Annotated in this window: 22 protein-coding genes; 12 read left to right on the plus strand and 10 right to left on the minus strand. The window is 57.4% G+C overall.

What is annotated here, in order from left to right; translation table 11 throughout:
* Positions 1–81: 81 nt before the first annotated feature.
* Together K227x_RS07630 and K227x_RS07635 are read left to right on the plus strand one after the other, a co-directional pair.
* The gene (locus K227x_RS07630) at positions 82–1131 is read left to right on the plus strand and encodes a leucine-rich repeat domain-containing protein (RefSeq protein ID WP_246146655.1); all 1050 of its coding nucleotides are present in this window, start codon (positions 82–84) and stop codon (positions 1129–1131) included.
* Entirely contained in the window at positions 1118–1813 is a 696-nt protein-coding gene (locus K227x_RS07635) for a DUF2238 domain-containing protein (RefSeq protein WP_246146656.1), read from the plus strand. The genes K227x_RS07630 and K227x_RS07635 overlap by 14 nt, the downstream gene beginning before the upstream one ends.
* An 8-nt stretch (positions 1814–1821) precedes the next feature.
* Here the strand turns inward: K227x_RS07635 and K227x_RS07640 are convergent, their stop codons facing one another.
* On the minus strand, positions 1822–3006 hold the full coding sequence (locus K227x_RS07640) for an FG-GAP repeat domain-containing protein (protein WP_218933840.1): 1185 nt from the start codon (positions 3004–3006) through the stop codon (positions 1822–1824).
* 171 nt (positions 3007–3177) lie between these two features.
* Between K227x_RS07640 and K227x_RS07645 the strand changes: the two genes are divergently transcribed.
* Entirely contained in the window at positions 3178–3786 is a 609-nt protein-coding gene (locus tag K227x_RS07645) for a thymidine kinase (protein WP_145168969.1), read from the plus strand.
* A gap of 47 nt (positions 3787–3833) precedes the next feature.
* Here the strand turns inward: K227x_RS07645 and K227x_RS07650 are convergent, their stop codons facing one another.
* Both K227x_RS07650 and K227x_RS07655 read right to left on the minus strand, forming a co-directional pair.
* On the minus strand, positions 3834–4541 hold the full coding sequence (locus K227x_RS07650) for a 3-keto-disaccharide hydrolase (protein WP_145168970.1): 708 nt from the start codon (positions 4539–4541) through the stop codon (positions 3834–3836).
* A complete protein-coding gene (locus tag K227x_RS07655) occupies positions 4538–5767 on the minus strand; it encodes a peroxiredoxin family protein (RefSeq protein ID WP_145168971.1) in 1230 nt (409 codons plus the stop codon). The genes K227x_RS07650 and K227x_RS07655 overlap by 4 nt, the downstream gene beginning before the upstream one ends.
* A gap of 534 nt (positions 5768–6301) precedes the next feature.
* Between K227x_RS07655 and K227x_RS07660 the strand changes: the two genes are divergently transcribed.
* The gene (locus K227x_RS07660; RefSeq protein WP_246146657.1) at positions 6302–7471 is read left to right on the plus strand and encodes a major royal jelly family protein; all 1170 of its coding nucleotides are present in this window, start codon (positions 6302–6304) and stop codon (positions 7469–7471) included.
* A 163-nt stretch (positions 7472–7634) separates the two neighbouring features.
* Positions 7635–8420 carry a glycine betaine ABC transporter substrate-binding protein gene (locus K227x_RS07665; RefSeq protein ID WP_145168972.1) on the plus strand — a complete coding sequence of 262 codons (786 nt, stop codon included), beginning with the start codon at positions 7635–7637 and terminating at the stop codon, positions 8418–8420.
* A 220-nt stretch (positions 8421–8640) separates the two neighbouring features.
* Here K227x_RS07665 and K227x_RS07670 read toward each other — a convergent pair whose 3' ends face one another.
* The 3 genes from K227x_RS07670 to ilvN all read right to left on the minus strand — a co-directional run bounded on the left by K227x_RS07670 (position 8641) and on the right by ilvN (position 11005).
* Positions 8641–9249: a DUF4254 domain-containing protein gene (locus tag K227x_RS07670; RefSeq protein WP_145168973.1), complete on the minus strand. Its 609-nt coding sequence runs from the start codon at positions 9247–9249 to the stop codon at positions 8641–8643.
* A gap of 3 nt (positions 9250–9252) precedes the next feature.
* On the minus strand, positions 9253–10257 hold the full coding sequence (gene ilvC / locus K227x_RS07675) for a ketol-acid reductoisomerase (protein ID WP_145168974.1): 1005 nt from the start codon (positions 10255–10257) through the stop codon (positions 9253–9255).
* A gap of 208 nt (positions 10258–10465) precedes the next feature.
* Positions 10466–11005, minus strand: coding sequence for an acetolactate synthase small subunit (gene ilvN / locus K227x_RS07680; RefSeq protein ID WP_145168975.1), 540 nt, complete (start codon positions 11003–11005; stop codon positions 10466–10468).
* Between the two features lie 212 nt (positions 11006–11217).
* Between ilvN and K227x_RS07685 the strand changes: the two genes are divergently transcribed.
* The 6 genes from K227x_RS07685 (at position 11218) to K227x_RS07715 (ending at position 20702) form a co-directional block, all read left to right on the plus strand.
* Entirely contained in the window at positions 11218–12021 is an 804-nt protein-coding gene (locus K227x_RS07685; RefSeq protein WP_145168976.1) for a segregation and condensation protein A, read from the plus strand.
* 1346 nt (positions 12022–13367) lie between these two features.
* Positions 13368–14207, plus strand: coding sequence for an MBL fold metallo-hydrolase (locus K227x_RS07695; protein WP_145168977.1), 840 nt, complete (start codon positions 13368–13370; stop codon positions 14205–14207).
* Complete coding sequence (gene hemW / locus K227x_RS07700; RefSeq protein WP_145168978.1) at positions 14198–15358, plus strand: radical SAM family heme chaperone HemW; 1161 nt, start codon at positions 14198–14200, stop codon at positions 15356–15358. Before K227x_RS07695 ends, hemW begins: the two co-directional genes overlap by 10 nt.
* Positions 15359–15630: 272 nt before the next feature.
* Positions 15631–16233 (plus strand): hypothetical protein, encoded by a 603-nt coding sequence (locus K227x_RS07705; RefSeq protein ID WP_145168979.1) that lies wholly within the window; start codon positions 15631–15633, stop codon positions 16231–16233.
* A gap of 125 nt (positions 16234–16358) precedes the next feature.
* Positions 16359–19283, plus strand: coding sequence for a DUF1553 domain-containing protein (locus K227x_RS07710; protein ID WP_145168980.1), 2925 nt, complete (start codon positions 16359–16361; stop codon positions 19281–19283).
* Between the two features lie 6 nt (positions 19284–19289).
* Positions 19290–20702, plus strand: a complete 1413-nt coding sequence (locus K227x_RS07715; RefSeq protein ID WP_145168981.1) for a DUF1501 domain-containing protein — start codon at positions 19290–19292, stop codon at positions 20700–20702.
* A gap of 53 nt (positions 20703–20755) precedes the next feature.
* Here the strand turns inward: K227x_RS07715 and K227x_RS07720 are convergent, their stop codons facing one another.
* The 3 genes from K227x_RS07720 to K227x_RS07730 form a co-directional block, all read right to left on the minus strand.
* Positions 20756–21211: a hypothetical protein gene (locus K227x_RS07720; protein ID WP_145168982.1), complete on the minus strand. Its 456-nt coding sequence runs from the start codon at positions 21209–21211 to the stop codon at positions 20756–20758.
* A gap of 59 nt (positions 21212–21270) precedes the next feature.
* Positions 21271–21495: a hypothetical protein gene (locus K227x_RS07725; RefSeq protein WP_145168983.1), complete on the minus strand. Its 225-nt coding sequence runs from the start codon at positions 21493–21495 to the stop codon at positions 21271–21273.
* A 114-nt stretch (positions 21496–21609) separates the two neighbouring features.
* A complete protein-coding gene (locus K227x_RS07730; protein ID WP_218933841.1) occupies positions 21610–23433 on the minus strand; it encodes a WD40 repeat domain-containing protein in 1824 nt (607 codons plus the stop codon).
* Positions 23434–23561: 128 nt separating this feature from the next.
* Here K227x_RS07730 and K227x_RS30325 point away from each other — a divergent pair, with 128 nt between their 5' ends.
* Positions 23562–24185, plus strand: coding sequence for a hypothetical protein (locus tag K227x_RS30325; protein ID WP_218933842.1), 624 nt, complete (start codon positions 23562–23564; stop codon positions 24183–24185).
* On the opposite strand, the gene K227x_RS07740 is transcribed toward K227x_RS30325, so the two are convergent.
* On the minus strand, positions 24173–25252 hold the full coding sequence (locus K227x_RS07740; RefSeq protein ID WP_145168985.1) for a DUF1570 domain-containing protein: 1080 nt from the start codon (positions 25250–25252) through the stop codon (positions 24173–24175). The two genes, K227x_RS30325 and K227x_RS07740, sit on opposite strands and share 13 nt — an antisense overlap.
* Between the last annotated feature and the right edge of the window lie 51 nt (positions 25253–25303).

Consider the following 25303-nt stretch of genomic DNA (forward strand, 5'->3'; position numbering starts at 1 on the left):
AGCGTGTTTCCAAGCGATCACTGATGGCTTGGTTTTCGATCCTGTTGAAGATCCCCCAAATCCTGCTACGGAGTATCCGCGTTGTTACGTAAAGTCCTATTGGCTGCGGCCTGCTATGCATCGGTCGGCTGTACCCCTTCGGCTCCCGCGCCCAACGCAGAGTCCGATACCAAGCAAGCTGCCACCACGCCGGCGGTCGCTGCAAAAACGGTTGCCGATGATCCGGCAGCGGTCGAATCGATCACGGCGATCACTGACAAAATTCGACGCAATTCGGCCGGTGCGATCATCGGATTGGATTTTCGCGAAACGAGTGTCAGCGATGACGACTTGGTTGCGGTCGGAAAATTCGCGGCCTTGGAACAATTGGACCTTCGGGAATGCGCGATCAGCGACGCCGGTCTGGCGCATCTGGTTTCTTTGCCCAAGTTGAAAGCGCTGCGTCTATCAGGGAAAAGCGGCGATTGCAGCGTCAGCGATGATGGCATGCAACACGTCGCTAATCTTGCCAGCCTGAAACTCCTAGCGCTCGATTACCTGTGGGTCAGCGAAATCGGTTTGGCGGATCTGAAAGGGCTGGGAAACCTACAAGAACTGTACATGGCCGAAACCACAATCGGCGATGAAGCGATCGCGGTGATGGCGAACTTTCCCAAGTTGAAAAAGTTGCGATTGGCTCGCACTCAGATCGGCGCCGATGGCATTGCGGCGCTTCCGCAGTTGAAAAACTTGGTGGACCTGGACCTCAGCGAATGTGCCCAGATTTCCGACACCGCAATGGAACCCGTCGGTCAATTGACCAGTCTTCAGAAGCTGAATCTGTGGCGAGTCAACCTAACCGATGATGGGATCAAGCCACTGGCCAACCTTGCCAACCTGGAATCATTGAACCTTGACAACACTCGGCTAAGCGATGATGGCTTGTCGGCGCTTAGCGGGCTGACCAAGTTGACGTTTTTGCACCTAGGGTCAACCTCCATCACCGATGCTGGGTTGGTGAATCTGTACCCGTTAACGGCGCTCAAAGATTTGATCGTGACGCGTACCGCCGTTACTCGCGAAGGCGTCGATGAACTGGCGAAAACGTTGCCCAACACGAAAGTTCAACTGCTGTATCTTGGCGATCAGTAGCGTGGACGCGTCGACCAACGCAGCGACGAAACGATCCATCAATGGCCAAGTGGGGTTGGTCGTTTTGACGGGAATCATGGCGTTGGTTTCCTGTTGGGATGCACCCTTCCCCGCCGAGCTGAAACTGCAACATATTCCGACGGTCGTCATCCTGTTGTTGATGACTTGGTCGACGTTTGCGTGCCGGTTTTCGATGGCGTCGTTTGTTTGTGTGGCCGTGTTTCTGTGGTTGCATATTGTCGGGGCTAGGTGGATCTATTCGTTCGTTCCTTATGACGATTGGTCCCAATCGGTTTCGGGATCCAGTTTGTCGCAGCGTTTCGATTGGCGCCGCAATCACTATGACCGTTTGGTGCACTTTGCATCGGGGATATTGATCGCGGTACCGGCGGCGGAATGTCTGCAGCGTTGGGGCGGGATGCGTCCCTTGGGTGCCGCGATTGTCAGCATCGCAATCGTGGTGGCGATCGGTGCTGTGTACGAAATCTTGGAATGGCAGATCGCAACCTTCTTTGCGCCGGCCGTGGCAGAGGCCTACAACGGTCAACAAGGCGATGTTTGGGATCCCCAGAAAGACATGGCGCTGGCCTGGTTCGGGGCAACGATATCGGCTGGGTTGCTGTTTCGCTATCGCTTTGAATCAGCCGCCGGTGGCTCCGTCGTCGATTCCGTCACGGATTAGGCCAAACGTTAGTCATTTGATTTCCAGCGGGATGGGTTTTGGTACCACACGACGTTTTTGCTTCCACGTCCGGCGACCAGTAGGTCAAGATCGCCATCAAGGTCCATGTCCACCGCGCGGATGTCATAGGATTCCTGGTCGGTGCCCACGATGTGGCGTGTGAAGTGGCCTTCGCCATCGTTTTCGTACCAGGCAGCGATCTTGTCACCAAAGGCACAGGTGGCCGCGTCGACGTCGCCATCGGCGTCCATGTCGATGGCGACCAGGGCGTGCGGTTCCTTGATCGATGGATCGATGTCGTGCCGGGTCCAATGGGGGCCTTCGAACCAGACGATGCCCCGGCCGTGACCGCGTGACGCGATGAAGTCCACCTTTCCGTCCGCGTTGACGTCGGCGGGGTGGATGTTGGTGGCGCCGGGTTCCTGATCGCTGATCATTTGTTTGGTCCAGGTATCGGTTGGATTTGATGGTGCACGCCACCAAGCGAAGTATTCGCCGGTCGACGTGGATTGGGGGCCACCTTTGGCGCCGGTCGCAGCGTCTAGATGGCCGTCACCGTCGACGTCGCCCACGCCGATGTAGTGCGTCAGCCCAGGGGCATCGCCGTCGGCGAATATTTGGGGCGTCCATCGCGGGGCCGAACTGGGATTGCTGGGAATTGCAAACCATGCCAGCGATTCGGCGTGCGGAGCCGTCGGTTGGGCGCTGGTCGCAAGCAGTTCCATTTTTCCGTTGCCTACCACATCGCCTTTCATCAGCCCGTGGATCCCGTGGACGGTGTCGTCGATCAGTCGTTTGGTCCAACGCATCGATTCCCCCTTGGTTGGCTGTTCAAGCCAGACGATCTGGCCCGGGTTGTACTGGGCGCCGATGTAATCCAGGTCGCCATCACCGTCGATGTCAAAGCATTCGCTGTGAATGTAAGTTTTCCCACCCGGATGTTCATCCAACAGAACTTCCGTCCAGTCGGGTGCAACGAACAGCCGAGTGGTGTTGCCGCTGTCGGCGATGACATCGGGCAACCCGTCACCGGTAAAGTCACCCGCCACCGCGGTCATCGTATGCAGTCCTTGGTGGACGACATGTTTCGTCCACTGGGGGGCCGCTGTGGGGGCGGCGGGCGATTGGCCCGTCGCGTGGTGAAGGTTCCATCCGACTGTGATCAGGGCTGTGGCCAGTGCAATTCGTTTCATGATGCGATTTCGTTTTGGGAGGCTGGCAGGTGATTCTGTAAGGTTGAAGCACCCTGATTGCCGACAAGGAACCGATGCCGTGTGACTTTGGTTAGCACTGTAGCATTGGAAAGTTCGGTGGCGTTGGTTCAGAAACGTCCTATCCACAGGCGAGTTGGCGGATCTGCGATCATGGCAAAACTGTTCTTTTACTATTCGACGATGAATGCCGGCAAGTCAACGATCCTGCTGCAGGCTAGTTACAACTATCGCGAACGTGGAATGAACACGTTGGTGCTGGCGCCAGAGATCGACAATCGGTCAGGCGTGGGCAAGGTCGCATCACGGATCGGCATCTCTGCCGAAGCCGAAATTTTCGACACGGCGGACAACCTGTTTATCGTAGTCGACCAGCGACTGGCGCGAGAACCGATTCATTGCGTGCTGGTGGACGAAGCCCAGTTTCTGACCAAAAAACAAGTGCATCAGTTGAGTGATGTTTGCGACCAGTTGGACATCCCGGTGCTGACCTACGGGCTGCGGACCGACTTTCAGGGCAATCTGTTCGAGGGCAGCGACGCACTGCTCGCTTGGGCCGACACGTTGACCGAGATCAAAACGATCTGTCACTGCGGCAGCAAAGCCACCATGGTGCTGCGTTTGGACGATGCCGGTCGGGTCGTCAAAGAGGGACATCAGGTGCAGATCGGCGGCAACGAACGGTACGTGCCGGTGTGCCGCAAACACTTCAAAGATGGGCTGGCCCAGGGCGGCGACCGACAGTTGCCGCTGCTGGATTGATCCGCAGCGGTGGAGTGCTGCACCGCTGCGGATTGCGTGTCCGAATTTTACGGCAGTTCGCGAACTTGGATGTTGCGAAACAGGATCGGCGCGCCTTCGGATTCTAGGCACAGGTAACCTTCGGATGGGTTACAGTCCTTTCCACCGGAGACTTCTTCGCCGTTGACCCAAAGGCGGATTTCGCCGTTCACGCCGCGAACGTAATAGTGGTTCCAGTGGCCGAATCCCTTGGAAACTTCCTTGGATGGAAAGGACCGGCTTCCATTAGGGGAAAGCGGTGGGAATGGTTTCATGGTCGATTTGCCCACGGCGAATATATCACCGTTAGTCGAAAACCAGTCGCCTTTCTTTCCGGTGGACGATTCGTACTTGTGGGTATAGCCATGATCCAGCATTTGGATTTCGATCCCGGCTTTGGGCAGTTGGCCGGGCGGCAAGCCTTCCAGAACGGAAAGTGGGACCCACGCAAAGACGCCCGAGTTTCCGCCGTCGGATTGGTGCTGCCACTCGATCGAAAGTTCGAAATTCTGGTAGCTCTTCTTCGATCGCGTGACGCCGATCGGCGTGCCGCTGCCAATCGCCACACCGTCTTTCCAGGTCAGCGTTAGGTCGTCGCCGTTGACCCGGACAAAGTCGTCTTCGCCCAGCGTCACCCATCCGGGGCCTTCGCCCACTTGGATAGGCCATGTTTGGGCAGAGGCATTGGCAATGCAGCTAGCAGCAATGATCAGCGAAAAAAGCGATCGAAGGATCATTCGTCGTCTCCGGATTCTTTCGAGGCGGGTTCGGCAGGGGCCGAATCGTTGGGGGAAGGATCGCCCAGCATACCTGAAAGCAAGCGATCAAGTTCCTTTCCGCGGGCTCGCATCGAAACCACTTTTCCATCCTGGTCGACCAAGATCGCCGTCGGGATCCCCGAGATGCCGTAATAGTTGGCCACCGGGTTGTCCCAGCCCATCTCGCCCTCTTTGTCGCTGATCAGGTTCGTCCAGGTCAGTTCTTGTTCGTCCACGTATTCGTTGCAAGCGTCCAAGGTCCGATCCAGATTGATTCCCACGATGTCAAAACCGCGATCGCTATACAGATCCAGGTTGCGTTTCATGTTCGGAATCTCGGCTCGGCACGGGCCACACCAAGACGCCCAGAAGTCCACCAAGACGACTTTTCCGCGATATGCGGACCAATCGAATTGGTCTCCGGTCGTTGTCTTGCCTTCTAGGGTCAGCAGATTGCCGGGCAGTCGCATCCGCCGTGCGGCGCCGGCCATCTTGGACGCTCGTTGTTGGATGGCTTCGTCTTTGGAATCCTGCATCCACTCGGCCATCTGTTCGTAAAAGCCGGCTGCCAGATCCGTGTTCTCCGAGGCACCGATTCCGCTGGCCAACGTGTACGCAAGGCTAAACGCAGTGCGATCGAACGAACCCGCGTCGACCATCGTTGTGATCTCGTCGATCATCTTCTGCTGTTCGGCTTTGCTGGCCCGTGGGGCGCCTGCGATCTTGATCTTGAAGCCTTCGGTCTTGGCGATCTGCTGCAGTTCGGGGCTTTCGTCCTGTGCCAATTCAGCCAGCAGGCTTTGCAAGTCTTGGTTGCGATTGCGTTGGAAACGTGCCAGGAAAGACAGGGCGGCGATCTGTTCTTCGATCGCATCGACCAGCATGCCTTGGGGGGCATCGTCAAGCTGCCGCATCGCTTCGGCCGCCTCGATCACTGCCTCGGCGCTGGCAGTGGCAGTTTTTAGGGTGCGTCCACGCAGTCGTTTGACCGCACGGATGTGGGCCGTCAACGCGGGGGCGTCGGCATCGGCCGGAAGCGCCAGCGGGTCGGCCTCCGTCTCTGCTTCCGCGGTGCGGGCTTCATAATCTGCCCGGTCTTTCGCGTCCTGAGCCGAAGATGGATTCGCGACCAGTCCGTGGACTAGAACGCCAGCCAACGCCAATGTCGCCAACCGAAAAGTCGGCGCACCAAAGAAATGTGTCATCGAAACTTGCCTGCGCTCGGGGGGGAAGGTGAAGGAGATCCGCCTACGCTAAAAGCTTAGCGATCCCGTCCCCACGGCACAAACTAGCACCGGGCAGCGGGCAAGCAAAAAAGAACTGGCCCTTCCGGGTTTGTCTTGGGAAGCGATCGGTCTGGCCATCGTAGAAATCGATTGCCGTCTTGAAGTTTTGCTAAATTTCGATAGCCGCCGACGCGACGTTTGATCGGCATGGTCTTGCCGTTGGCGGGAATCACGCGTTTGAACCTGTGCTTTGAAAAGCACCGTTGCCGAGGAAGTGTCACGACGGACACGGATCGATCCAGGCAGACTACGGTCCAAGACTCGCTTTCCTGTGCTGCGTTCGATCCGAGCGGGCGTCCGTCCTTTGTGTGGCTGCGTGCCTGAAATGTGCGTTGTTGTGAGAATCGAACCTGGTGGTAGTATTCGCTGGCATAGAGAGGAACGCGAACGTTCCTTTTCGACACCGCGGCGTGATACTGAGTGTCGCTACAACGAATGGAAAGACAAGAAATCATGAATTTGCAAAAGTATCATTCGATCGTCGCCTTTTTCGTAGCGAGTGTCGTCATGTCGTTGCTCGTCCCGTTTGTTTCCGCACAAGAGAAGGCGAGCAAACCGACGGGGCAACGCGAGACTGAATTGGAACTTTATGCCTCGCTTGATCAAGCCGTCGGCAATATTGCGTTCATGTCGAACGGACAGCTCGTCTTTAGTCATCATCCGTTTTTTAAACCTGATGTCCGTGTCGCGACCTATGACGCAGCGACTGGGGCCGTTACCCCTTTTCCAAACCAGCAATGGAATACACCTCGTAGCGAAAACGATTGGTACCTCGACGACGTGTTGGGGATTCGCAACGACGGCGACGGAGTTGTTTGGATTCTGGATATGGGGACTCGAAACGATATCACGCCAAAACTGGTTGGCTGGGACACCCAAAAGAACGAACTTCATCGGCTTCATTACATCCCGTCTCCGGCAAGTCGCGAAACATCGCAGCTTAATGATTTTGTGGTCGATACGAAGCGTCAGTTGGCGGTGATCGCCGATGAAGGCATCGGTCGCGGTGGCGATGGATCCAAGGCAGCACTGGTGGTTGTCGACTTGAAGACGGGGAAGACTCGCCGCTTGCTGGAAGGACGTGCCATGACAAAGGCGGACACGAGTTCGCCCATTCTGATCGACGGAAAACCCATGAGCGTCTCGCGTGATGGCAAGCAGTCGCCGATTTACGTCGGTTGCGACGGAATCACGTTGGACGCAGCTAGCGAGTGGCTTTACTTCTGCCCTCTATGCGGCACGCAAATGTATCGCGTTCGCATGGACGCCGTCGCAAACGAGTCGCTTTCTGAAGACGAATTGGCAAAGGCGGTGGAAACGTACAGCGACAAAGTCAACAACGGCGGACTCTCGATCGACACCGCCGGAAACCTGTACTCGACGAATGTCGAAAGCCGTAGCATTGGCTTCGTTTCCGGTGACAAAAGAAAATACTCTCCGTTGGCCTTCGATGATCGGATGCTTTGGCCCGACGGAATCAGTTTTAACAAAGATGGATACATGTACGTATCCGCAGCTCAGGTTCACTTGGGCGCACCCTTCAATGGCGGCATCGATCAAACGTCCAAACCGTTCTATATCTTTCGATTCAAGCCCCAAGCACCGGGCATCATCGGTCGCTAGCGTTTCCTCCGCTTGATCGGCTTGCCAAGGTAGGCCGGTCTGGTCACCACTGCTAGAAACACGACTGAAAACGACGCATCGATACCGGAGTGCTAGCCGCAAGACTTATTCGTCGGGCGGCATGGCATTTCGGTTCATTTCGCCAACATCGAAAATGTGAGCCATGTCCAAACAAATCACCGTCGGCGTAACCGATCTCTCGTTTCATCATGTCGCCGGCGCCCTGGTCGCGAATGTTCTGACCGAGATGGGGTTTGAGGTCGAGCGAGTTTACTCGCCTCACGAAGCGAACTTTCAAAAATTGAAGTCCGGCGAAGTGGACATGTTGGCTTCGGCATGGCTGCCGTCGAGCCACGGCGGATACAAAGGGGAAGTCGAGCGGACGGTGCCGCTGATCGAACTGGGCCTGCACTATGAACCGTACGCGCTGTGGGGCGTGCCAGAGTACGTTCCCGCGGACGATGTGCGAGAGATTGCCGATCTGCTGAAACCTGATGTCGTCAAGAAAATGAAAAGCGATATCCAGGGTATCAACCCAGGAGCCGGAATCACGCGTTTCTCGATCAAGATGATGGACGAGTATGGTTTGAACGATGCAGGGTATCGTTTTCATAGCGGCACCGAAGAGGATTGTTTCGGCGCGTTTGAGCGAGCGGTCGGAAACAAACAATGGATGGTGGTCCCGTTGTGGAAACCTCAATTCCTGCACTACCAATACGCGATCCGTGAATTGGCCGAGCCCAAGGGTCTGCTAGGTACTGTCGACAAGGCCGTGCTGCTTTTGCGGCAAGACAAGCAGTCGATGTTCACGAAGGACGAGCTTCAAACGCTTGATGGATTGAAGTTTTCAAACGACATCATCGCTGAACTGGACTACCGAGTCTGTCGAGAGGGCAAACCGCTCGACGAGGTTGCAGCGAAATGGCTAGCAGCAGATCGAACGGCTTAGTCTTGGCAAGCTGAACATCCGAAACGGTCGAAGGTGACGAAAGTCCAAGAATCTGCTGGCCAGGTTCTTTGCCGGGCATGGTGGTTCTCTTTAACAGAGAACTCGACCCAATCGACGACGAACTCGGATGGATCCATTGAACCCCAACGGGATCGCCCCCTGCCGCATGCGGCGGGGCCGGGTGTTTGGGATGGGCGTTTATAGCCGGGCGTTTGGGGCCCTACGAACCTGCGTTGTAGATCGCGGGGTTCAGCGAGGGGTCGTTGTACATCTTCATTTGCCGATACGTGCGGTGCTGTTTTTTGCCCGCAAAGATATCGTCGACCAACTGCTGCAGCGATTTTGAAAGATCAGCGTGTTGTTGTTCGCACAGGGCGATACGTTCGTTGACCTTGCCGCGGTGTTCGTCGCTCGCACCGTCGCGATCGGCCTGTTCCCGATAGTGGTACAACCGCAGCGACATGATCGATAATCGATCGATGGCGCTGCCGGTGGTTTCCGTATTGATCGGTCCATCGCTGGCAGGGACGCCAGCTTTGCACAGGATTTCGGTCAACGCGTCGTCGACCTTTTCGATCATGTCGTTGCGAGCTTGGTTGAGCTTGTCGATGGCCCGTTTGACGTTGGCGATTTCTTCATCCGTCGCCGACGGGCTGCGCGCCTTATCCTCTTGGTGCCAAAGTCGATAATTGAATTCGTGTTGCTGGCAAACGAGCGATTGAATTCCGTCAAACGGATTGTCAATCGGATCGCGGTGCCAACGATCAACGGCATCGATCTGCAGTTGAGTCAATTCGGCAATGGGCGGAAAAGATAGGGCGTCAGGCATCGATCAAACTTCCTTTTCTTCGATCCAGTTCATCATACGGCGAAGGCCGATGCCGATTTGTTCGACGCCGTGCTGACGTTCACGTCGGCGGGTTGCCTTGAAGAACGGAGCACCGGCACGGTTTTCCGAGATCCATTTGCGAGCGAATTCGCCGGTTTGGATCTCTGTCAGGATCTTCTTCATCTCGGCCTTGGTATCGTCCGTGATGATGCGAGGACCGCTGACGTAGTCACCGTATTCAGCCGTGTTACTGATACTGTAACGCATGTAGCTGAGTCCACCTTGATATAGCAGGTCGACGATCAGTTTCAGTTCGTGCATGCATTCGAAGTAGGCCATTTCGGGCTGGTAACCAGCTTCGACCAAGGTTTCGAAACCGGCTTTGACCAGTTCGCTAACGCCACCGCACAGCACGACTTGTTCGCCGAACAGGTCGGTTTCGGTTTCTTCGGCAAAGGTGGTTTCGATCACACCACCGCGGGTGCCGCCGATGCCCTTGGCGTAAGCCAGGCCGATTCGCTTGGTGGTGTCCGAAGCACCTTCGCCCAAAGCGATCAGGCAAGGCACGCCGCCGCCCTTTTCGTATTCGCTGCGGACCAAGTGGCCTGGGCCCTTGGGCGCGACCAACAGGGTGTCGATTCCAGCCGATGGCTCGATTTGGCCGAAGTGGATGTTGAAGCCGTGCGAGCACATCAGCACGTTGCCCTTGGACAGGTTATCGCGAATTTCGGTGCGATAGATGTCGCCTTGGACTTCATCGGGAAGCAGCACGTTGACCACGTCGGCTGCCTTGGTGGCTTCGGCAATCGACATGGGCTTGAAGCCGTGCGAAACCGCTAGGTCGTAGTTGGCCGATCCAGGACGTTGGCCGATGACGACGTTGACGCCGCTGTCGCGAAGGTTTTGAGCTTGGGCGTGTCCTTGCGAACCATAACCCAGGATCGCGACAGTCTTGCCCTTAAGGTTCGAAAGATCGGCGTCGTTTTCGTAGTAGATCGTTGCGGCCATGACAGAATAATCGTTTGAAATTTAGGAAACGGAGAGAGTTTTTTCTGGAAGCGGGTGGCGGCGAACCGCCGGGATGGGAACTGCGTCGGAGTCGCCCTCGGGGGACGGGGAGTCGATTGTGTTCCCGCATCGTGGACTTCGCCAGAAGTCCTTGCTAGCACCGAATAGGGAATTCTGGCGAATCCCACTACAAAGATCCAGCGAAAGTCTAGGAAGCGAAACGGCCTTCGATTTCCCGGTCGCCATCGGCGTCGCTGGTGCTGCGGACCATTGCGATTCGCCCGGTGCGGACCAGTTCGGAGATGCCGTAGGGGCGCATGCGTTCGATGAACGCCTGGACCTTGTTTTCGCGGCCGCTGATTTCAACCATCACTTCCTCGGGGCCAACATCCACGATCTGGCCTCGGAAAATGTCCACCAACTCGCGAATTTCGCTGCGGGCGGCACCGGCGGGCGCTTTGACCTTCAACAGCAGCAGATCGCGTTCGACGAAATCCTGGCTGCTGACGTCCAAGACGCGAACGACCGTGACGATCTTTTCCAGTTGCTTGCCGACCTGTTCCAAGACGCGATCGTCGCCGACAACGACAAATGTCATCCGCGAAAGTTGGGGGTCTTCGGTTTCGCCGACGGCCAGCGAATCGATGTTAAAACCTCGCGATGCGAGCATGCCCGAGATGTGAGCGAGCACGCCAGGAATGTTCTGAACCAAGGCAGAAAGAACATGGCGCTGGTTGGATTGGGACATCAGCGTGTCAGTCGAATGGGAGAGGGAGAGAGGAAACGGGAACAAAGGGGGCGGTCGGTCGAAGCGGAGCATGATAATTTTGGGGTCTAAATCCAACAAGGGCTGCGTTTGACCGGCCTGGCAGCCTAGGATGGGACCGTATGGTCCAACTTTCGGCGTCCAGGGGGACGTCGGGGCGGACCAGCCATCATGGCTCGTCAGGCAAAAACTGTATGTCTTTCCGGATCGAATTGCCGGCTTATCGAGGCCCGCTGGACCTGCTGCTGTACCTGGTACGGCGGCATGAAGTCGATTTGGCCGAAATGTCGCTCTCGAAAATCGTCGACCAGTACATCGATTACATCGAGGTCCTGAAGGAGCTGGATTTGACCGGTGTGGGCGATTTTATCGACCTGGCCAGCACCTTGGTCGAACTGAAAAGCCAAGCGGTTTTGCCGAAAATTGTGGACGAAACCGCCGAAGAAACGATCGAGGACCCGCAAACCGAGCTGGTCGAACGGCTGCTGCAGTACAAAGAAATCCGCGACGCAGCCTCCGTTCTGGACGAAATGGGCGAGCGTTGGCAGCAGCGCTACGAACGGATGAGTGACGATCTGCCGACCCGCCGAGTCGATCTGGGAGACCAGCCCATCGTCGATTTGGAAATCTGGGATTTGGTCAGCGCTTTTGGCCGGATCATGCGTGAAGCTGGCGGGCCGCCGCAAACCGAGGTCGTTTATGACGACACCCCGATCCACGTCTATATGCAGCGGATTCACGAAAAATTGCGTGGATCCGATCGGTTGCCCCTGTTCGATTTGGTGGACGGTGGAATTCACAAATCAGCTGTGATCGGGTGGTTCTTGGCAACGCTGGAATTGACCCGCCACCACGGTGCGGCGGTCGAACAGAGCGACACTGGCGACATCTACGTGGTTCGCACCCAAACCTATTCCGAAAATTTGGACGTCAACGAAGTCGATAATTACGGTGCCGAAGAGTTCAAAGACGCCAATATGCCAGGCATGCCCCGCTAACAACGCGGTGCCCGGTAGCGAAAGTCGCCAAGACTTTCGGCCCCCTCCCCCTCCCCCTCCCCCTCCCCCTCCCCCTCCCCCTCCCCCTCCCCCTCCCCCTCCCCCTCCCACTCCCACTCCCACTCCGTAGCGAAAGTCGCCAAGACTTTCGGCCCCCGCTTTCAGCGACCCTGGTGAGCCGCTGGCCGTGAGGCCACTGGCATTGGGGGGGATTCCCGGCCGCTCACGCGATCACGGCTCACTCGACCGGCCAACTTTCAGCGACCCTGGTGAGCCGCTGGCCGTGAGGCCACGGGCATTGGGGGGGATTCCCGGCCGCTCACGCGATCACGGCTCACTCGATCGGACAACTTTCAGCGACCCTGGTGAGCCGCTGGCCGTGAGGCCACGGGCATTGGGGGGGATTCCCGGCCGCTCACGCGATCACGGCTCACTCGATCGGACAACTTTCAGCGACCCTGGTGAGCCGGTGGCCGTGAGGCCACGGGCATTGGGGGGGGATTCCCGGCCGCTCACGCGATCACGGCTCACTCGATCGGACAACTTTCAGCGACCCTGGTGAGCCGCTGGCCGTGAGGCCACGGGCATTGGGGGGGATTCCCGGCCGCTCACGCGATCACGGCTCACTCGACCGGCCAACTTTCAGCGACCCTGGTGAGCCGCTGGCCGTGAGGCCACGGGCATTGGGGGGGATTCCCGGCCGCTCACGCGATCACGGCTCACTCGATCGGACAACTTTCAGCGACCCTGGTGAGCCGCTGGCCGTGAGGCCACGGGCATTGGGGGGGATTCCCGGCCGCTCACGCGATCACGGCTCACTCGATCGGACAACTTTCAGCGACCCTGGTGAGCCGGTGGCCGTGAGGCCACGGGCATTGGGGGGGGATTCCCGGCCGCTCACGCGATCACGGCTCACTCGATCGGACAACTTTCAGCGACCCTGGTGAGCCGCTGGCCGTGAGGCCACGGGCATTGGGGGGGGATTCCCGGCCGCTCACGCGATCACGGCTCACTCGACCGGCCAACTTTCAGCGACCCTGGTGAGCCGCTGGCCGTGAGGCCACGGGCATTGGGGGGGATTCCCGGCCGCTCACGCGATCACGGCTCACTCGATCGGACAACTTTCAGCGACCCTGGTGAGCCGCTGGCCGTGAGGCCACTGGCATTGGGGGGATTCCCGGCCGCTCACGCGATCACGGCTCACTCGATCGGACAACCGTTGGCGACTTTCGCTACCGATGGGCGAATTCGCGACGACGTGGCCGGGTTCCCCGTCCTGGCCGCAGGCCTGTGCATTAGGTTCAATGGGCGCTGGCATCTCCGATTGACTCCCTAGCACAGTTTCCATGGTCGAAAACGTTCCTCTTCTTTCGCACGTCCACGACGGTCTGACCATCGAAGGCTATTCTCGCGCCGCCGTTCAAACCTGTTGGCGAATCAGCGAACTGAAATTGTTGTTCGACGTCGGCGTCCAGCCCTGGGATTTCATGGGCACCCCGACCCTGTTCATCTCGCACGCGCACCTTGACCATATCGCGGCGCTGCCTGCCTACGTTTCCCGTCGACGAATGATGAAGATGGATCCGCCGGTGATCTATCTTCCCGATTCGGCGGTCGATACCGCTTGGGACATGTTGCAGACTTTCCGAAAACTGGACCGTGGCGCGATGCCATGCGAATTGGTCGGATTGTTGCCAGGTGACGAAACGAGCATCAGCCGCGAATACATCGTCACCGCTTTGCCGACGCGGCACACGATCGATTCGGTTGGATTTGTCGTGCACCAGATTCGCCACAAATTGAAGCCCGAGTTCTTGGAACTGTCGGGGGAACAGATCCGCAACCTGAAGATGGCGGGGACAGAGATCACCACGGAGTCGCGGATCCCGGTCGTCGCATACACCGGTGACACGGCGCCCAAGGGTCTCGACGACAATCCCGTGTTCTACGATGCCAAGGTGCTGATCAGCGAGATGACTTTTGTCGCGCCCGAACATCGCAAGGACAAAATCCACAAACACGGGCACATGCACATCGACGATTGGCGAAAGCGAGCGGATCGTTTCAACAATGAACTGATCATCGCTGGCCACTTGAGCACCCGGTACAACGATAGCCAAGTCAAACGTTTCGTTGACAAAGTGTTCCCCGATCGTATGGATGGCCGTCTAAAGCTATGGCTGTAGATCAGGCCGAGTTGTCGGCGTTTCAATGGCCGACACCCACGTCGGCCTACGTCCATGTGCCGTTTTGTCGGCATCGCTGCGGCTATTGCAACTTCAGCGTGTTGGCCGATCGCGATGACTTGATGGAATCGTACTTGGATGCGGTTGATGCCGAGTTGTCCGCGTTGGAATCGCCTGCGGTGCAGACGGTTTTTATCGGCGGTGGCACCCCGACTCATCTGCCAATCGACGCTCTGGATCGGTTGCTTCAGATCGTCACCAATCGGTTGCAACTCTCTGATGATTTCGAGTGGAGCGTGGAGGCAAACCCGGAAGACATCACGGACGAAAAACTAGATTGCTTGGTCGCCCACGGGATCAATCGAATCAGTTTGGGGATGCAATCGTTTCACGATGCGAAACTGGCTGGACTGGAACGCGGTCATTCGGGGGCCGGCGGTGCCGCGGTGATTCGGCAAGTGGCCGAAGTGATCCGAAATGTTTCGATCGACTTGATCTTTGCCGCTCCCGGCGAAACCGCGACCCAGTGGCGGGATGATCTGCAGATGGCGTTGTCGTTGCCGATTCAACATCTTTCGACCTATGCACTGACATTCGAAAAAGGCACCTCGTTTTGGTCGCGTCGTCTGCGAGGCGAATTATCAGCAGCCGATGAATCGGTGGAAATCGATATGTACCAGGCCGCCCGCCAGATGACCGCCGATGCGGGTTTGCAACAATACGAAGTGTCTAGTTTTGCGAAACCCGCAGCACGCTGTCGTCACAACTTGGCGTATTGGGACGGATTGGGGTGGTACGCTGCCGGGCCCGGCGCGGCGCGGTTTGTCGATGGGAGGCGCGAGGTGAACCATCGCAGCACGACCACCTATCTGAAACGGATGCGCGGTGGACTTTCGCCCGTGGCCGAATCGGATGCGATCACCGTCCAACAATACGCTCGTGAACGGGCGGCGTTCGGGGTCCGTCAAATCGATGGTGTCGATCTGGATCGGATCCATCGGGAAACGGGCATCGATATCCGTGGCATGTGCGCGGACATGATCCAGCGTTCCACCGACGAACAGTTGTTGGAAGAAGCCGACGGCCTGATTCGATTGACTCAGCGTGGCGTGTTGTTTGCCGACACGGTGGCCGGGCGGTTTTTGGATTGATTGGGGCGTCGGCTCGATGGCATTGACGGACGCTGGCACGCTGTTGATTTGGTCGTGTTCTTGAACTTAGCGTGCCAACCATCACCCGAAGCCGAGCGAGGGAGCACATCGAATCTCGCGCTCACGCAGCGGGTTACCAGTCCGACAGCCCGGTGTCGTGAAACTGGCCGATAAAATTTGACGATTGGGCAAAAAGATTTCATTGCAACGCCTGTGACGGCCGATCTTGTCGGTATCCATTCAAACTTTGGGACTGCCACAGGGCTACGACTATGTCATTGGGATTACGATTTGCGACCGGGCTGGCTTGTTCGGCACTACTCTGGGTGACCGGTTGTGTTGGACCGATGGCATGTGGACCGGGCGGTGCTTGCGGACCGGTCGCGGTCAATGCATGCGGCGGCTGTGGCGATTGCGATGGCTGCGGCGAACTGTACATCGATCCCTGGATCAATGAACCGGCCGATTGCATGGATCCCTGTGACACATGCGGGAACCACACCGGCGGATCCTGTGGTAAATGCCGTTCGGTGTTTACCGGTTTCGCCAGCATTTGGGGTTATCGCCGCGACGCAGGGTGCACTTCCTGCGGCAGCATGACCTGCGGTGGTGGTTGTTGTGCCTTCGGTGGCGGTGCGTTGGGCGGAGGCCCCAGCGACTGTGATTCAGGTAGCTGTGGCGGCGGCTGTGATTCCGGTTGCCAGTCTTGTGGTGGATCGGGCGGCGAAGCTGTCCACATCAGTACCGATTTGATGCCACCTTCGCAGTACGTCGAAAGCACACCGGCCCGCACTTATCAGCCCCGCCGGACTCGCCAGATCTTCCAACCGCGTGGCAACGTGGCACACGGTGCCCGCGAAGGCGTCGAATACTAACCGGCTTTGCTACATGCGATTGCAGTCGAAATAGGCCGCAATGGCCGATCCGTTGTGCTATCGTGGGAAACCTTCCCCCCGGATCGCACCCATGGGCTGCCAGGCCCGCTTTGGACCGGATCGCCATGTCGCTATTTATACGGTCGACCCGTTCGTGGTCCGCTGCATCACGGTTGCCGAATTCAAGCCAGCCGTTGTGGGTTGCACCGGCCGCCTGCCTCGGTTTGTTCTTGATCGTCGCCGGGGTCTTCTTGATAAGCCCGGAATCGGCACAGGCCAACGATCCGCCGGGATCCGTTGAATTCTTCGAAAACCGGATTCGGCCGGTCTTGGTCAACCACTGTTACGAATGCCATTCGGCCGAAGCCGACGAAATTGGCGGATCACTGCTGCTGGATTCATCCGACGCCATGATAATCGGTGGCGATAGCGGACCGGCGATCCAACCTGGTGACGCGGCGGCAAGCACTTTGGTGTCGGCGATTCGATACGAGTCGTCAGAGATGCCGCCCGCCGGCCGTTTGTCAGACGAAGTGATCGAAGACTTCGAGGCGTGGATCAAGGCAGGAGCCAAGGATCCGCGAAAAACCAAAGCAGCCCCCGTGACGATGCGGTCCACCATCGACCTCGATGAAGGCCGGCAATTTTGGGCATTCCGTCCTGTCCAATCTTCGTTGCCGCCTCCGCATCCTTTCGATGGTTCACGTGGCGCGATCGATCAATTTTTGTACCAGTCGCTGTCCGATGTTGATGTGGTGCCAAATGGTTTCGCCGACGATGCTACCCGGCTGCGCCGGTTAGCGTTCGATTTGACGGGTTTGCCACCTTCGCTGGAATTGCAACGTCGATGGTTATCAAATCCATCCTGGGCCAATTGGACTCGCATCGTGGATTCGATGTTGGCGTCGCCCGCATTCGCTCAGCATTGGGCACGTCACTGGATGGACGTTGCTCGGTACGCCGACAGCAACGGAAGCGATTTCAATGCGACATTTCATGAAGCATGGCGATATCGTGATTACCTAATCCGGTCCTTTGCCACCGATCGTCCGATCGACGAAATGATTCGACAACAGGTCGCGGGGGACCTCTTGCCGGCAATGACGGATCAGCAACGTTACGACAATGTCGTGGCCAGTACTTTTCTGATGCTGGGCACCAAGATGCTTAGCGAACGCGACAAGCCCAAATTAGAACTGGACGTGGTCGATGACCAGATCGATACGGTCGGTCGCGCGTTCCTTGGCCTGACGTTGGGGTGTGCCCGCTGCCACGACCACAAGTTCGATCCCGTGCCGATGGACGACTATTACGCACTGGCCGGAATCTTCAAAAGCACGGTGACCTTGAAAGGCGAAAGCCAAGAATACGTCAGCACTTGGAATCGAGTGTCGCTGCCGACGTCGGCGGAACATCGTGACGCGATTCAAGAATTTCAATCGAGTCTGCAATCGATCGAAGCGAAAATCAAGTCGGCCGATGCCCAGTGGAAACAAGCACAGGATCGATTGTCAGGCAACCAAGCCGGTGTTGTGATCGATGATTCCCAGGCAACGAAGGTGGGGACCTGGAAAGCGTCACAGTACACGCAGCCGTTTGTCGGCGTGGGCTACGTTCACGATGACAATTCGATGAAAGGCACCGCCGAAATTCGGTTCGAAGCTCGTCTGCCTGATGATGGCGTCTACGAAGTTCGTGTGTCCTATACGCCAAGTTCTAGTCGCGCCGCCAAGATCCCGGTAACGATCGAAACCGCCCACGGATCTCGCACGGTTCGATTGGACCAACGCAAAGTCACCATTGCACCGATGTGGTCTTCGTTGGGCGAATTCGAATTCAAATCTTCCTCGCCTGCCGTCGTGACCATTTCGAACGAAGGCACCAGCGGCTATGTGATTGCCGACGCGGTTCAGTTTTTGGACGTTGATCATGCACCGAAAATCGATCCCAACGTGGTCGCTGCCGCCGAATCGGCAAAGGCACACCTCGATGGACTGCGTGCCGAAATGAAGGTTTTGCAGGCGAACCGGCCGTTGCCGATTCCCCAAGCGATGGCCCCGTCGGACCGTCCCACTGCCGAATTGACCGACAGCCCCGTTCACATTCGTGGGGAAGTGCGGAATTTGGGACCGGTCGTCCCACGCGGGTTCCTGCGGGTTTGCAGCAGCGGGGATGCTGCGATGGAAGAGCCACAGGGCAGCGGCCGGTTGGAACTGGCCGATTGGTTGACCGACCCCGATCATCCGCTGGTCGCGCGAGTCTTCGTGAATCGTGTTTGGATGCACCTGATGGGTCAGGGCATTGTCCGAACGGTCGACAACTTTGGCCAGCGGGGCGAGCGGCCGTCACACCCGGAACTGCTGGACGCCATGGCGGTCGATTTCATGCGTGATGGATGGCAGCTGAAGCCTTTGATTCGTGACATCGTTCATTCGGCCGCCTATCAACGGTCCAGTCAGTATGATGCCGACGCCGTGCAGCGAGATCCCGAAAACCGTCTGTGGTGGCGGATGCACCGGCGGCGATTGCCAGCGGAAGCGATCCGCGATGCGATGGTGTCAGCCGCCGGACTGCTCAACCACACCCCAACGGTCAACTTGATGGCGGGGCACAAAGTGTTGGTTTCCAATAACAATTCCAACAGCACTGCTGGCAAGATCGACGGTATTCAGGTGCCTCGCCGTTCGGTGTTTTTGCCGATCGTGCGTGGTTACCTTCCGCCCGAAATGACGGCGCTGGATATGGCGGATCCCGATTTGCTGGTCGGTCGGCGTCCCACCACAAACGTACCCGGGCAGGCGTTGGTGTTGATCAATAGCCCGACCGTGAATGAATGGGCCCGCACAGCCGCTGACAATGTGTGCCAGCAAGAGGCAAGCTTTGAAGACCGGTTGCACAGGGTTTACCAGTTGTGTCTGCAGCGGGAACCCAGCGCCGAAGACGAGCAGATGGCGAGGGATTTCTTTGCCGGGCATCCCGATTCGGCATCCCGTTGGCATGCCTACATCGCTGCGATTTTTGCGGCCACCGAATTCCGTTTCCTGGATTAAAACGAAATGAAGTTCCCATCCATGAAAACTTATCTGACCCGTCGTCAGTTCGGCGTGACAGGCACGCTTACGACCAGTGGATTGGCCGTCTCTGGATTTACGCCATGGACCACTGCCGGCGCAGCCCAGCGGTCATCCGACTTGGCCGGTGTCGTCGACGCCTATCATGTTCGTCCTCGCGCCAAACGTGTGATCTTTCTGTTCATGCATGGTGGGCCTAGCCACGTCGACACGTTCGACTACAAGCCTCTATTGGCGCGTGACGATGGCAAGCCCTTGCCGTTCGAATTGCCGCCGAACCTGAACGCGATCCCCAAACTGCTAAACGGTCCCTGGAAATTTTCCCAGCGTGGTCAATCCGGACTGTGGGTCAGTGATTTGCTGCCCCACATGGCAAAGCAGGCCGATTCGTTGTGTGTGATCAAAAGCATGCACACCCGCGGCCAATCGCATGGTCAGGCTGTTGGTATGGTCAACACGGGCAGCGATAACTTGGTCCGCCCCAGCATCGGGGCCTGGGTCAGCTACGCGCTGGGAAGTCAGCATCCCGATTTGCCCGCCCACATGGCGATTGGACCGGCGACTGCCCATGGTGGTCCCCGCAATTACGGTGCTGCGTTCTTGCCTGCCATGCATCAGGCAACCGCGATTGGCAGCAACGGGAACTTTGGCAGTGGGAAGATTCCGTTTCTGGACGGTCCCGAGGGATCCGTCGATGTTTCCAAGCAGTTCGATCTGGTGCGCCGAATGAACCAACGTCACCTGCGGCAAAGTGGGCCAGATCGCGAAATCGAAGGGGCTATCCAGGCGGTGAATCTGGCGTCGCGGATGCGCACCGCTGCACCGGAGGTGTTTGCGATGGATCAGGAAACCGATGCGACACGACGCGCCTACGGAATCGATCAAAAAGCCACCGCTGGGTTTGGGAAGAGTTGTCTGTTGGCACGTCGCTTGGCCGAGGCTGGTGTGCGTTTTATCACCGTCAGCAGTGGCCAGGTTTGGGACCAGCACAGCAATTTGGTGGATGGTCACAATCGCAATGCGATGGCGACCGATCAGCCGATTGCCGCGTTGATGGACGACTTGAAGAAACGCGGGCTATGGGACGATACGCTGATCGTTTGGGGCGGCGAGTTTGGTCGGACTCCCGTCGTGCAGGGCAAAAATGGACGCGATCACAATCCGCAGGGGTTCACCGTCGTCTTGGCCGGTGGCGCCGTGAAGCCCGGTTTCGAGTACGGGCAAACCGATGACTACGGATATTACTCGTTGCATGACCGCGTCCATATGCACGACCTGCATGCAACGATCCTGCATGCGTTGGGCATCGACCACCAGCGATTGACCTACCGATACGCCGGTCGCGATTTTCGTTTGACCGACGTTCACGGACGTGTCGTGAACGAGGTTCTGTCCTGATTGCGTTCTGTGCTTCGGATCTGGATTCCAGTGTCTCCGAGGTCACGCATCGGCTACCACCATGTCCGTTCGATGATCGCGATGTGCTTCGTCGAATCTACCCACAGGTTCGCAACGTATTCACGGTCACCGCCTGGGTACGCGCTTGATCCACCAAAGACATAGGTGGCGGTCACATGATCCAGCGGGAACCAATCGATCGGGTCGGGCATGGTGTCGGTAAAGGTCGCCACATCCGTTTCGTCAGGAAGTGGCTCCAGAGTAAACGTATCGACCACTCGCTGGAGTGCCGCATCGTTCTCGTATTGGAAACAGGCGAGGTACAGCGGATCGATTCCCGGGTCATGTGTGTATTGATGGATCCATGCAATCCCGTTGCCGTCGGGCAACTTATCCCAGGGGGCCATCCCTTCGCGGTTCGGCGACAGCAGCGGAATCCCGCTACACGCGATCAAGACTGCTAGTGAAGCAGCGAACGTAATCGCGGTGAAGGTGCGGCGCAGGAGCATGATTTCAGTCGAGTGAGAGCACGGTTTGAGTGGTGCGGTTCTATCAGTTCGACGATGAATCAAGTTAGCCGGAACCAACCCGCACCGAAAGATTCCGTCATTGCGAATGGCGATTGCACGGGACTTTGCTTGACCAATCGTTGGATGTCGACGGCGCAAATGCAGGCCGGTACGGCAAGTATGGCCAGATGGCGGTATTCGGTCGTCCCAAGAAAACCGAGGAACGCGGTGAAGAATAGCGATCCCAGAAATGCGAAATAGCGGCGGTCATAGGCTTTTGTCATGGCATTCACAATGTGTTTGTGTGAAGGAATTGAAACGAGCGGCCGATGCGACCGAGCACACGCCAAAGAAGACACCCTCCGTCGCATCACGCCCGCGTCTTCCCGTCCGTGTCATCATTCGCTGTGGATGATCTTCCATACTCGAAGGTCGTAGTCACCCGTGGGCTGGGGTTGCGTGGATGCCACGTTTTGCCCGTTGCCGTATGCAACCAGTTCTCCACCGGGCGAGATTGCAATGTTCCCAACTTGCCCCGGTCGGTCCCGCAGAACCGCCACTGGCTGGCCCGATGTTAGGTCCCAAACGCTGACCAGTTCATCGGGTTGCATCTCGTGGATTGTATTGACGATCTTGTCCGCTGTCACAAGCATTTTTGATGGATCGAATGTCTGCGCCGAAACTGCCCGAACGCCTTGTCTTTGCGTGAACGAGTGGACGACTTCAAGTGTTTCGGCATCGAGGATTTCTCCGGCGACAACCACCAACGGACGATTGCCCGATCGAATCAGCAACTTTCCCGACCTAAAGTCACGGGATTGGAGGCCCTTGCTTGGGGGCCACCAGTGCAGCGATCTTGTTCCCGTGCACAGCAATAAACGCCCACCCGTAGCCGACCATGCAAGTGACGTGACAGGTCCCAGGATCAGGGACGATTGACACCTTTCGTCGGGCGTAAGCAGGTTCCAAATCCGCGTGTGTTGCTGGTCGTTGCCGCCCGCAGCGACTCTTGTGTCATCTGGCGAGAAGGCGATCGAAAGAACGTCACCACGGGAGTCGCGTGCCAGAATACGTTCATCGCGATGGGCCATCGATGGATCCTGGTCCAGTTTCCAGATTTTGACCACCGCGTCGGCCATGCCACAGGCCAGGGATTCGCCATCGCTAGAAATTGCAAGCGACAGGGCTGGTCGATGCGTTTGGATCACATCGACCTGTTTGCCGTTTTTGACGTTCCAGAATCGAATCGTTCCATCCTCACTGGCGCTGATGATGTGTCTTCCATCTGGGGTGAACACAACGGCGCGGATCACATCGGTGTGCCCCTTGAAGCGACGAACCGATAGGGAGTTCAAGGTGGCTGGAATCACCGGGACCGCGGGTGGCAGCGGAGGCTTGGCGTTTTTGACGTCGTCGGTGGTCTTGCTGAAGAAGTGCGGCGACGCAAACAGTTCGTAAACAGTTGTGCGTACGCGTTTCGGGTCAGCGCCGGCATCGACAAAGTGCTGACCTGCGGCGAGTGTAATCCACGGTTCGTTGCCTTCCACGCGAGCGACTTTGAATACGGATGGCCAATCGTTGCCGCCGGAGAGTTTCAAGACGCCTTGCGGTGAATCCCGCAGACTGGATGTGTGGGTCACGAATCGACCATCGCTGGACTGAATGAACGCTTCGCTGCGATCGGGCCGAAGCCAGTGGATGGTGTACGGTTCGGCGCTGGCAAGTTTGGCGCTGGCAGGTTTGGCGCTGGCAGCTTGATCCAGAGCTCGCAGAGCGATTTCACCGCTGTCGGCAGTATGCCAGCTGTTTCCTGATGCGGTTTGAATCGAGCAAACTTCCGGCTCTGGTCGTGGAACCACATCAATCAATTGCAAATTGAACTCAACCTGTAACTGGTCGTCACGCAGGGAGTATCGGATCTGGTTCCTCGCTGCTTCGTCGCCGCGTTTCACATTGACCGTTGTTTCGACCCGGAAATCTCGCCATGTTGCATGAAGTTGATGGGGGCCGGCACGCAGATGCACCGGCGCTTGCCAGTTCGACAAAGGTGTCCCATCGATGGCTAAAGTAATCAGCGGGTCTGTCCGCTGAACCGACCAGTCACCAACGTTCGTCGTCCAGTATCGCCGGTAGCGTTCGGCTGCAACTCCAAGCCCGAATACGGCCAAGAGGCAAGCGAATGCAGCAGGTTTACGAATGGTAAGAATGGAATGCATCATCATGAGCATTCTACCAAATAAATCCCGCGCAAAAAATCAAAAACCGGCAGCATCCAACCTAGAGCGATCGAAGCAAGTACCGCCCGCGTGTTCCGCCTCAACCCCCGGTCCCTCGCCCCAACAAGCTCAACTTGAACTCGAACTCCCCCCTCACCCCCGCCCCTCTCCCCCACGTTGGCCCCCGAGTAGAACTCGCGTCCAACGCGGGGGAGAGGGGAGCCAGTGTTGTGTCAGCCCTCGAACTCGAACTCGAACTCGAACTTGAACTCGAACTTGAACTCGAACTTGAACTCGAACTTGAACTTGAATTCGAACTTGAATTCGAACTTGAATTCGAACTCGAACTTGAATTCGAACTCGAACTTGAATTCGAACTCGAACTCGAACTCGAACTTGAACTTGAACTTGAACTTGAACTTGAACTTGAACTTGAACTCGAACTTGAACTCGAACTCGAACTCGAACTCGAACTCGAACTCGAACTCGAACTCGAACTCGAACTCGAACTCGAACTTGAACTTGAACTTGAACTCGAACTCGAACTCGAACTCGAACTCGAACTCGTTTCCGAACTCGTTTCCGAACTCGTTTCCGAACCCCGCGTATCGATATCTCAATCAGCTACCAGCTACGCGCACTCCAACGAGCCAACCATCCTGATCGGGGCTGCGATGGCCGAGCCCGCAGCGAATCGCCAGACACCCTCGTTGTCGAGCGTCTGTCGAATGAACCACCGGCTGGCTTACATCGAGTGAACGTACCAGCTGACTCGTTTGCTGAACTCGAAAATTTCACAGTCCGCGAACTGTTCAAAATCTTTGACCCGTTCGGCTCGCGGGTAGCTGCGGAACGGAGGCCGTCGCGAGGTCTGGTTCAATAATTTGGCAAAGTGATCAGATTCGCGTTCGGCCAGATAAAACATCATTGCCCAAGCGACGGCATAGGCTTTGGCGGTGGTGTCGGGGGACTGGAACAGGGTGTCGTCGCTGACCAGTTGCATGACCGCTTGGCTGAAGCGGACGTCGTCGCGCCCCGAAAAATTCTGCTTGATGTATTGCAGACTGTCTTGATTGATCCGGTCGCTCAATTGAGCGGCGGTGCGAGCGTTTGTCATGCCGGCCGGTTCAAACATTTGTCCGATCCCTTCGCTGATCCAGCGAGGCGTTTCGCTCATGCGACTGTGGACGCCCGAGTTGTACGCTGATTGGTGGGCGGCTTCGTGGCGAACGGTGGCTTCGGTGATCGATCGTCGACCACCATCGTGAGTGATCACTCGATTGCTTTCTCCGGCGTAGACGCCCGCAACCCGCTTCATTTCGATGTCCAGCTTCTTGAATTCGCGGTACATCGCGGCTTCATCCGGCAAGACGACGGCTACCATTGGGAAGCTGCCTTCGCGGATTTCGACTCCCCGGCGGCTCATGTAGCTGACAAATGCGCGGTGCGACTGTTCGAACAGTTTGGGCCAGCGATCGCCACGTCCTTCGGGTTGGACGACTAAGAAGTTTTTGGTCGCCTGGACTTCGAATCCACGACGGAATTCGCCATTGAGTTCGTTGCGAAGTTCGGCAGCCGAAATGGGGTCAAAGGGTTGGTTGGTTTCGCGGATTTGCGATTCCGGCAGGGCTGGATCCAGCGAATGCATCCAACCGTCACGCCCCAGGATGACCATTTCATGTGTCAGTCTTAGCAGCGGGATCCCTCTCTGGGATTTCCCCAATGCCGAAAATTCGACCATCGCGGGGACTTGCCCGTGTACGTCAGCGTGGCTGACGCAACAAAGGCAAACGGTCAGGATGGCGGCAGCGAATCGGCAGTTCATATCGCAAAGTTGTCCGCAGGCGGAGTTCGAAGGAGACGGCTATGGGAAGGC

Source organism: Rubripirellula lacrimiformis (assembly GCF_007741535.1).
Classification (GTDB): Bacteria; Planctomycetota; Planctomycetia; order Pirellulales; family Pirellulaceae; genus Rubripirellula; species Rubripirellula lacrimiformis.

Bases quoted from the DNA above. Each gene is read 5' to 3' on its own strand.
- K227x_RS07640 (WP_218933840.1), bottom strand. From the start codon at position 3,006: ATGAAACGAATTGCACTGGCCACAGCCCTGATCACAGTCGGATGGAAC.
- K227x_RS07645 (WP_145168969.1), top strand. From the start codon at position 3,178: ATGGCAAAACTGTTCTTTTACTATTCGACGATGAATGCCGGCAAGTCA.
- K227x_RS07650 (WP_145168970.1), bottom strand. From the start codon at position 4,541: ATGATCCTTCGATCGCTTTTTTCGCTGATCATTGCTGCTAGCTGCATT.
- K227x_RS07655 (WP_145168971.1), bottom strand. From the start codon at position 5,767: ATGACACATTTCTTTGGTGCGCCGACTTTTCGGTTGGCGACATTGGCG.
- K227x_RS07660 (WP_246146657.1), top strand. From the start codon at position 6,302: ATGAATTTGCAAAAGTATCATTCGATCGTCGCCTTTTTCGTAGCGAGT.
- K227x_RS07665 (WP_145168972.1), top strand. From the start codon at position 7,635: ATGTCCAAACAAATCACCGTCGGCGTAACCGATCTCTCGTTTCATCAT.
- K227x_RS07670 (WP_145168973.1), bottom strand. From the start codon at position 9,249: ATGCCTGACGCCCTATCTTTTCCGCCCATTGCCGAATTGACTCAACTG.
- ilvC (WP_145168974.1), bottom strand. From the start codon at position 10,257: ATGGCCGCAACGATCTACTACGAAAACGACGCCGATCTTTCGAACCTT.
- ilvN (WP_145168975.1), bottom strand. From the start codon at position 11,005: ATGTCCCAATCCAACCAGCGCCATGTTCTTTCTGCCTTGGTTCAGAAC.
- K227x_RS07685 (WP_145168976.1), top strand. From the start codon at position 11,218: ATGTCTTTCCGGATCGAATTGCCGGCTTATCGAGGCCCGCTGGACCTG.
- K227x_RS07695 (WP_145168977.1), top strand. From the start codon at position 13,368: ATGGTCGAAAACGTTCCTCTTCTTTCGCACGTCCACGACGGTCTGACC.
- hemW (WP_145168978.1), top strand. From the start codon at position 14,198: ATGGCTGTAGATCAGGCCGAGTTGTCGGCGTTTCAATGGCCGACACCC.
- K227x_RS07705 (WP_145168979.1), top strand. From the start codon at position 15,631: ATGTCATTGGGATTACGATTTGCGACCGGGCTGGCTTGTTCGGCACTA.
- K227x_RS07710 (WP_145168980.1), top strand. From the start codon at position 16,359: ATGTCGCTATTTATACGGTCGACCCGTTCGTGGTCCGCTGCATCACGG.
- K227x_RS07715 (WP_145168981.1), top strand. From the start codon at position 19,290: ATGAAGTTCCCATCCATGAAAACTTATCTGACCCGTCGTCAGTTCGGC.
- K227x_RS07720 (WP_145168982.1), bottom strand. From the start codon at position 21,211: ATGCTCCTGCGCCGCACCTTCACCGCGATTACGTTCGCTGCTTCACTA.
- K227x_RS07725 (WP_145168983.1), bottom strand. From the start codon at position 21,495: ATGACAAAAGCCTATGACCGCCGCTATTTCGCATTTCTGGGATCGCTA.
- K227x_RS07730 (WP_218933841.1), bottom strand. From the start codon at position 23,433: ATGATGATGCATTCCATTCTTACCATTCGTAAACCTGCTGCATTCGCT.
- K227x_RS07740 (WP_145168985.1), bottom strand. From the start codon at position 25,252: ATGAACTGCCGATTCGCTGCCGCCATCCTGACCGTTTGCCTTTGTTGC.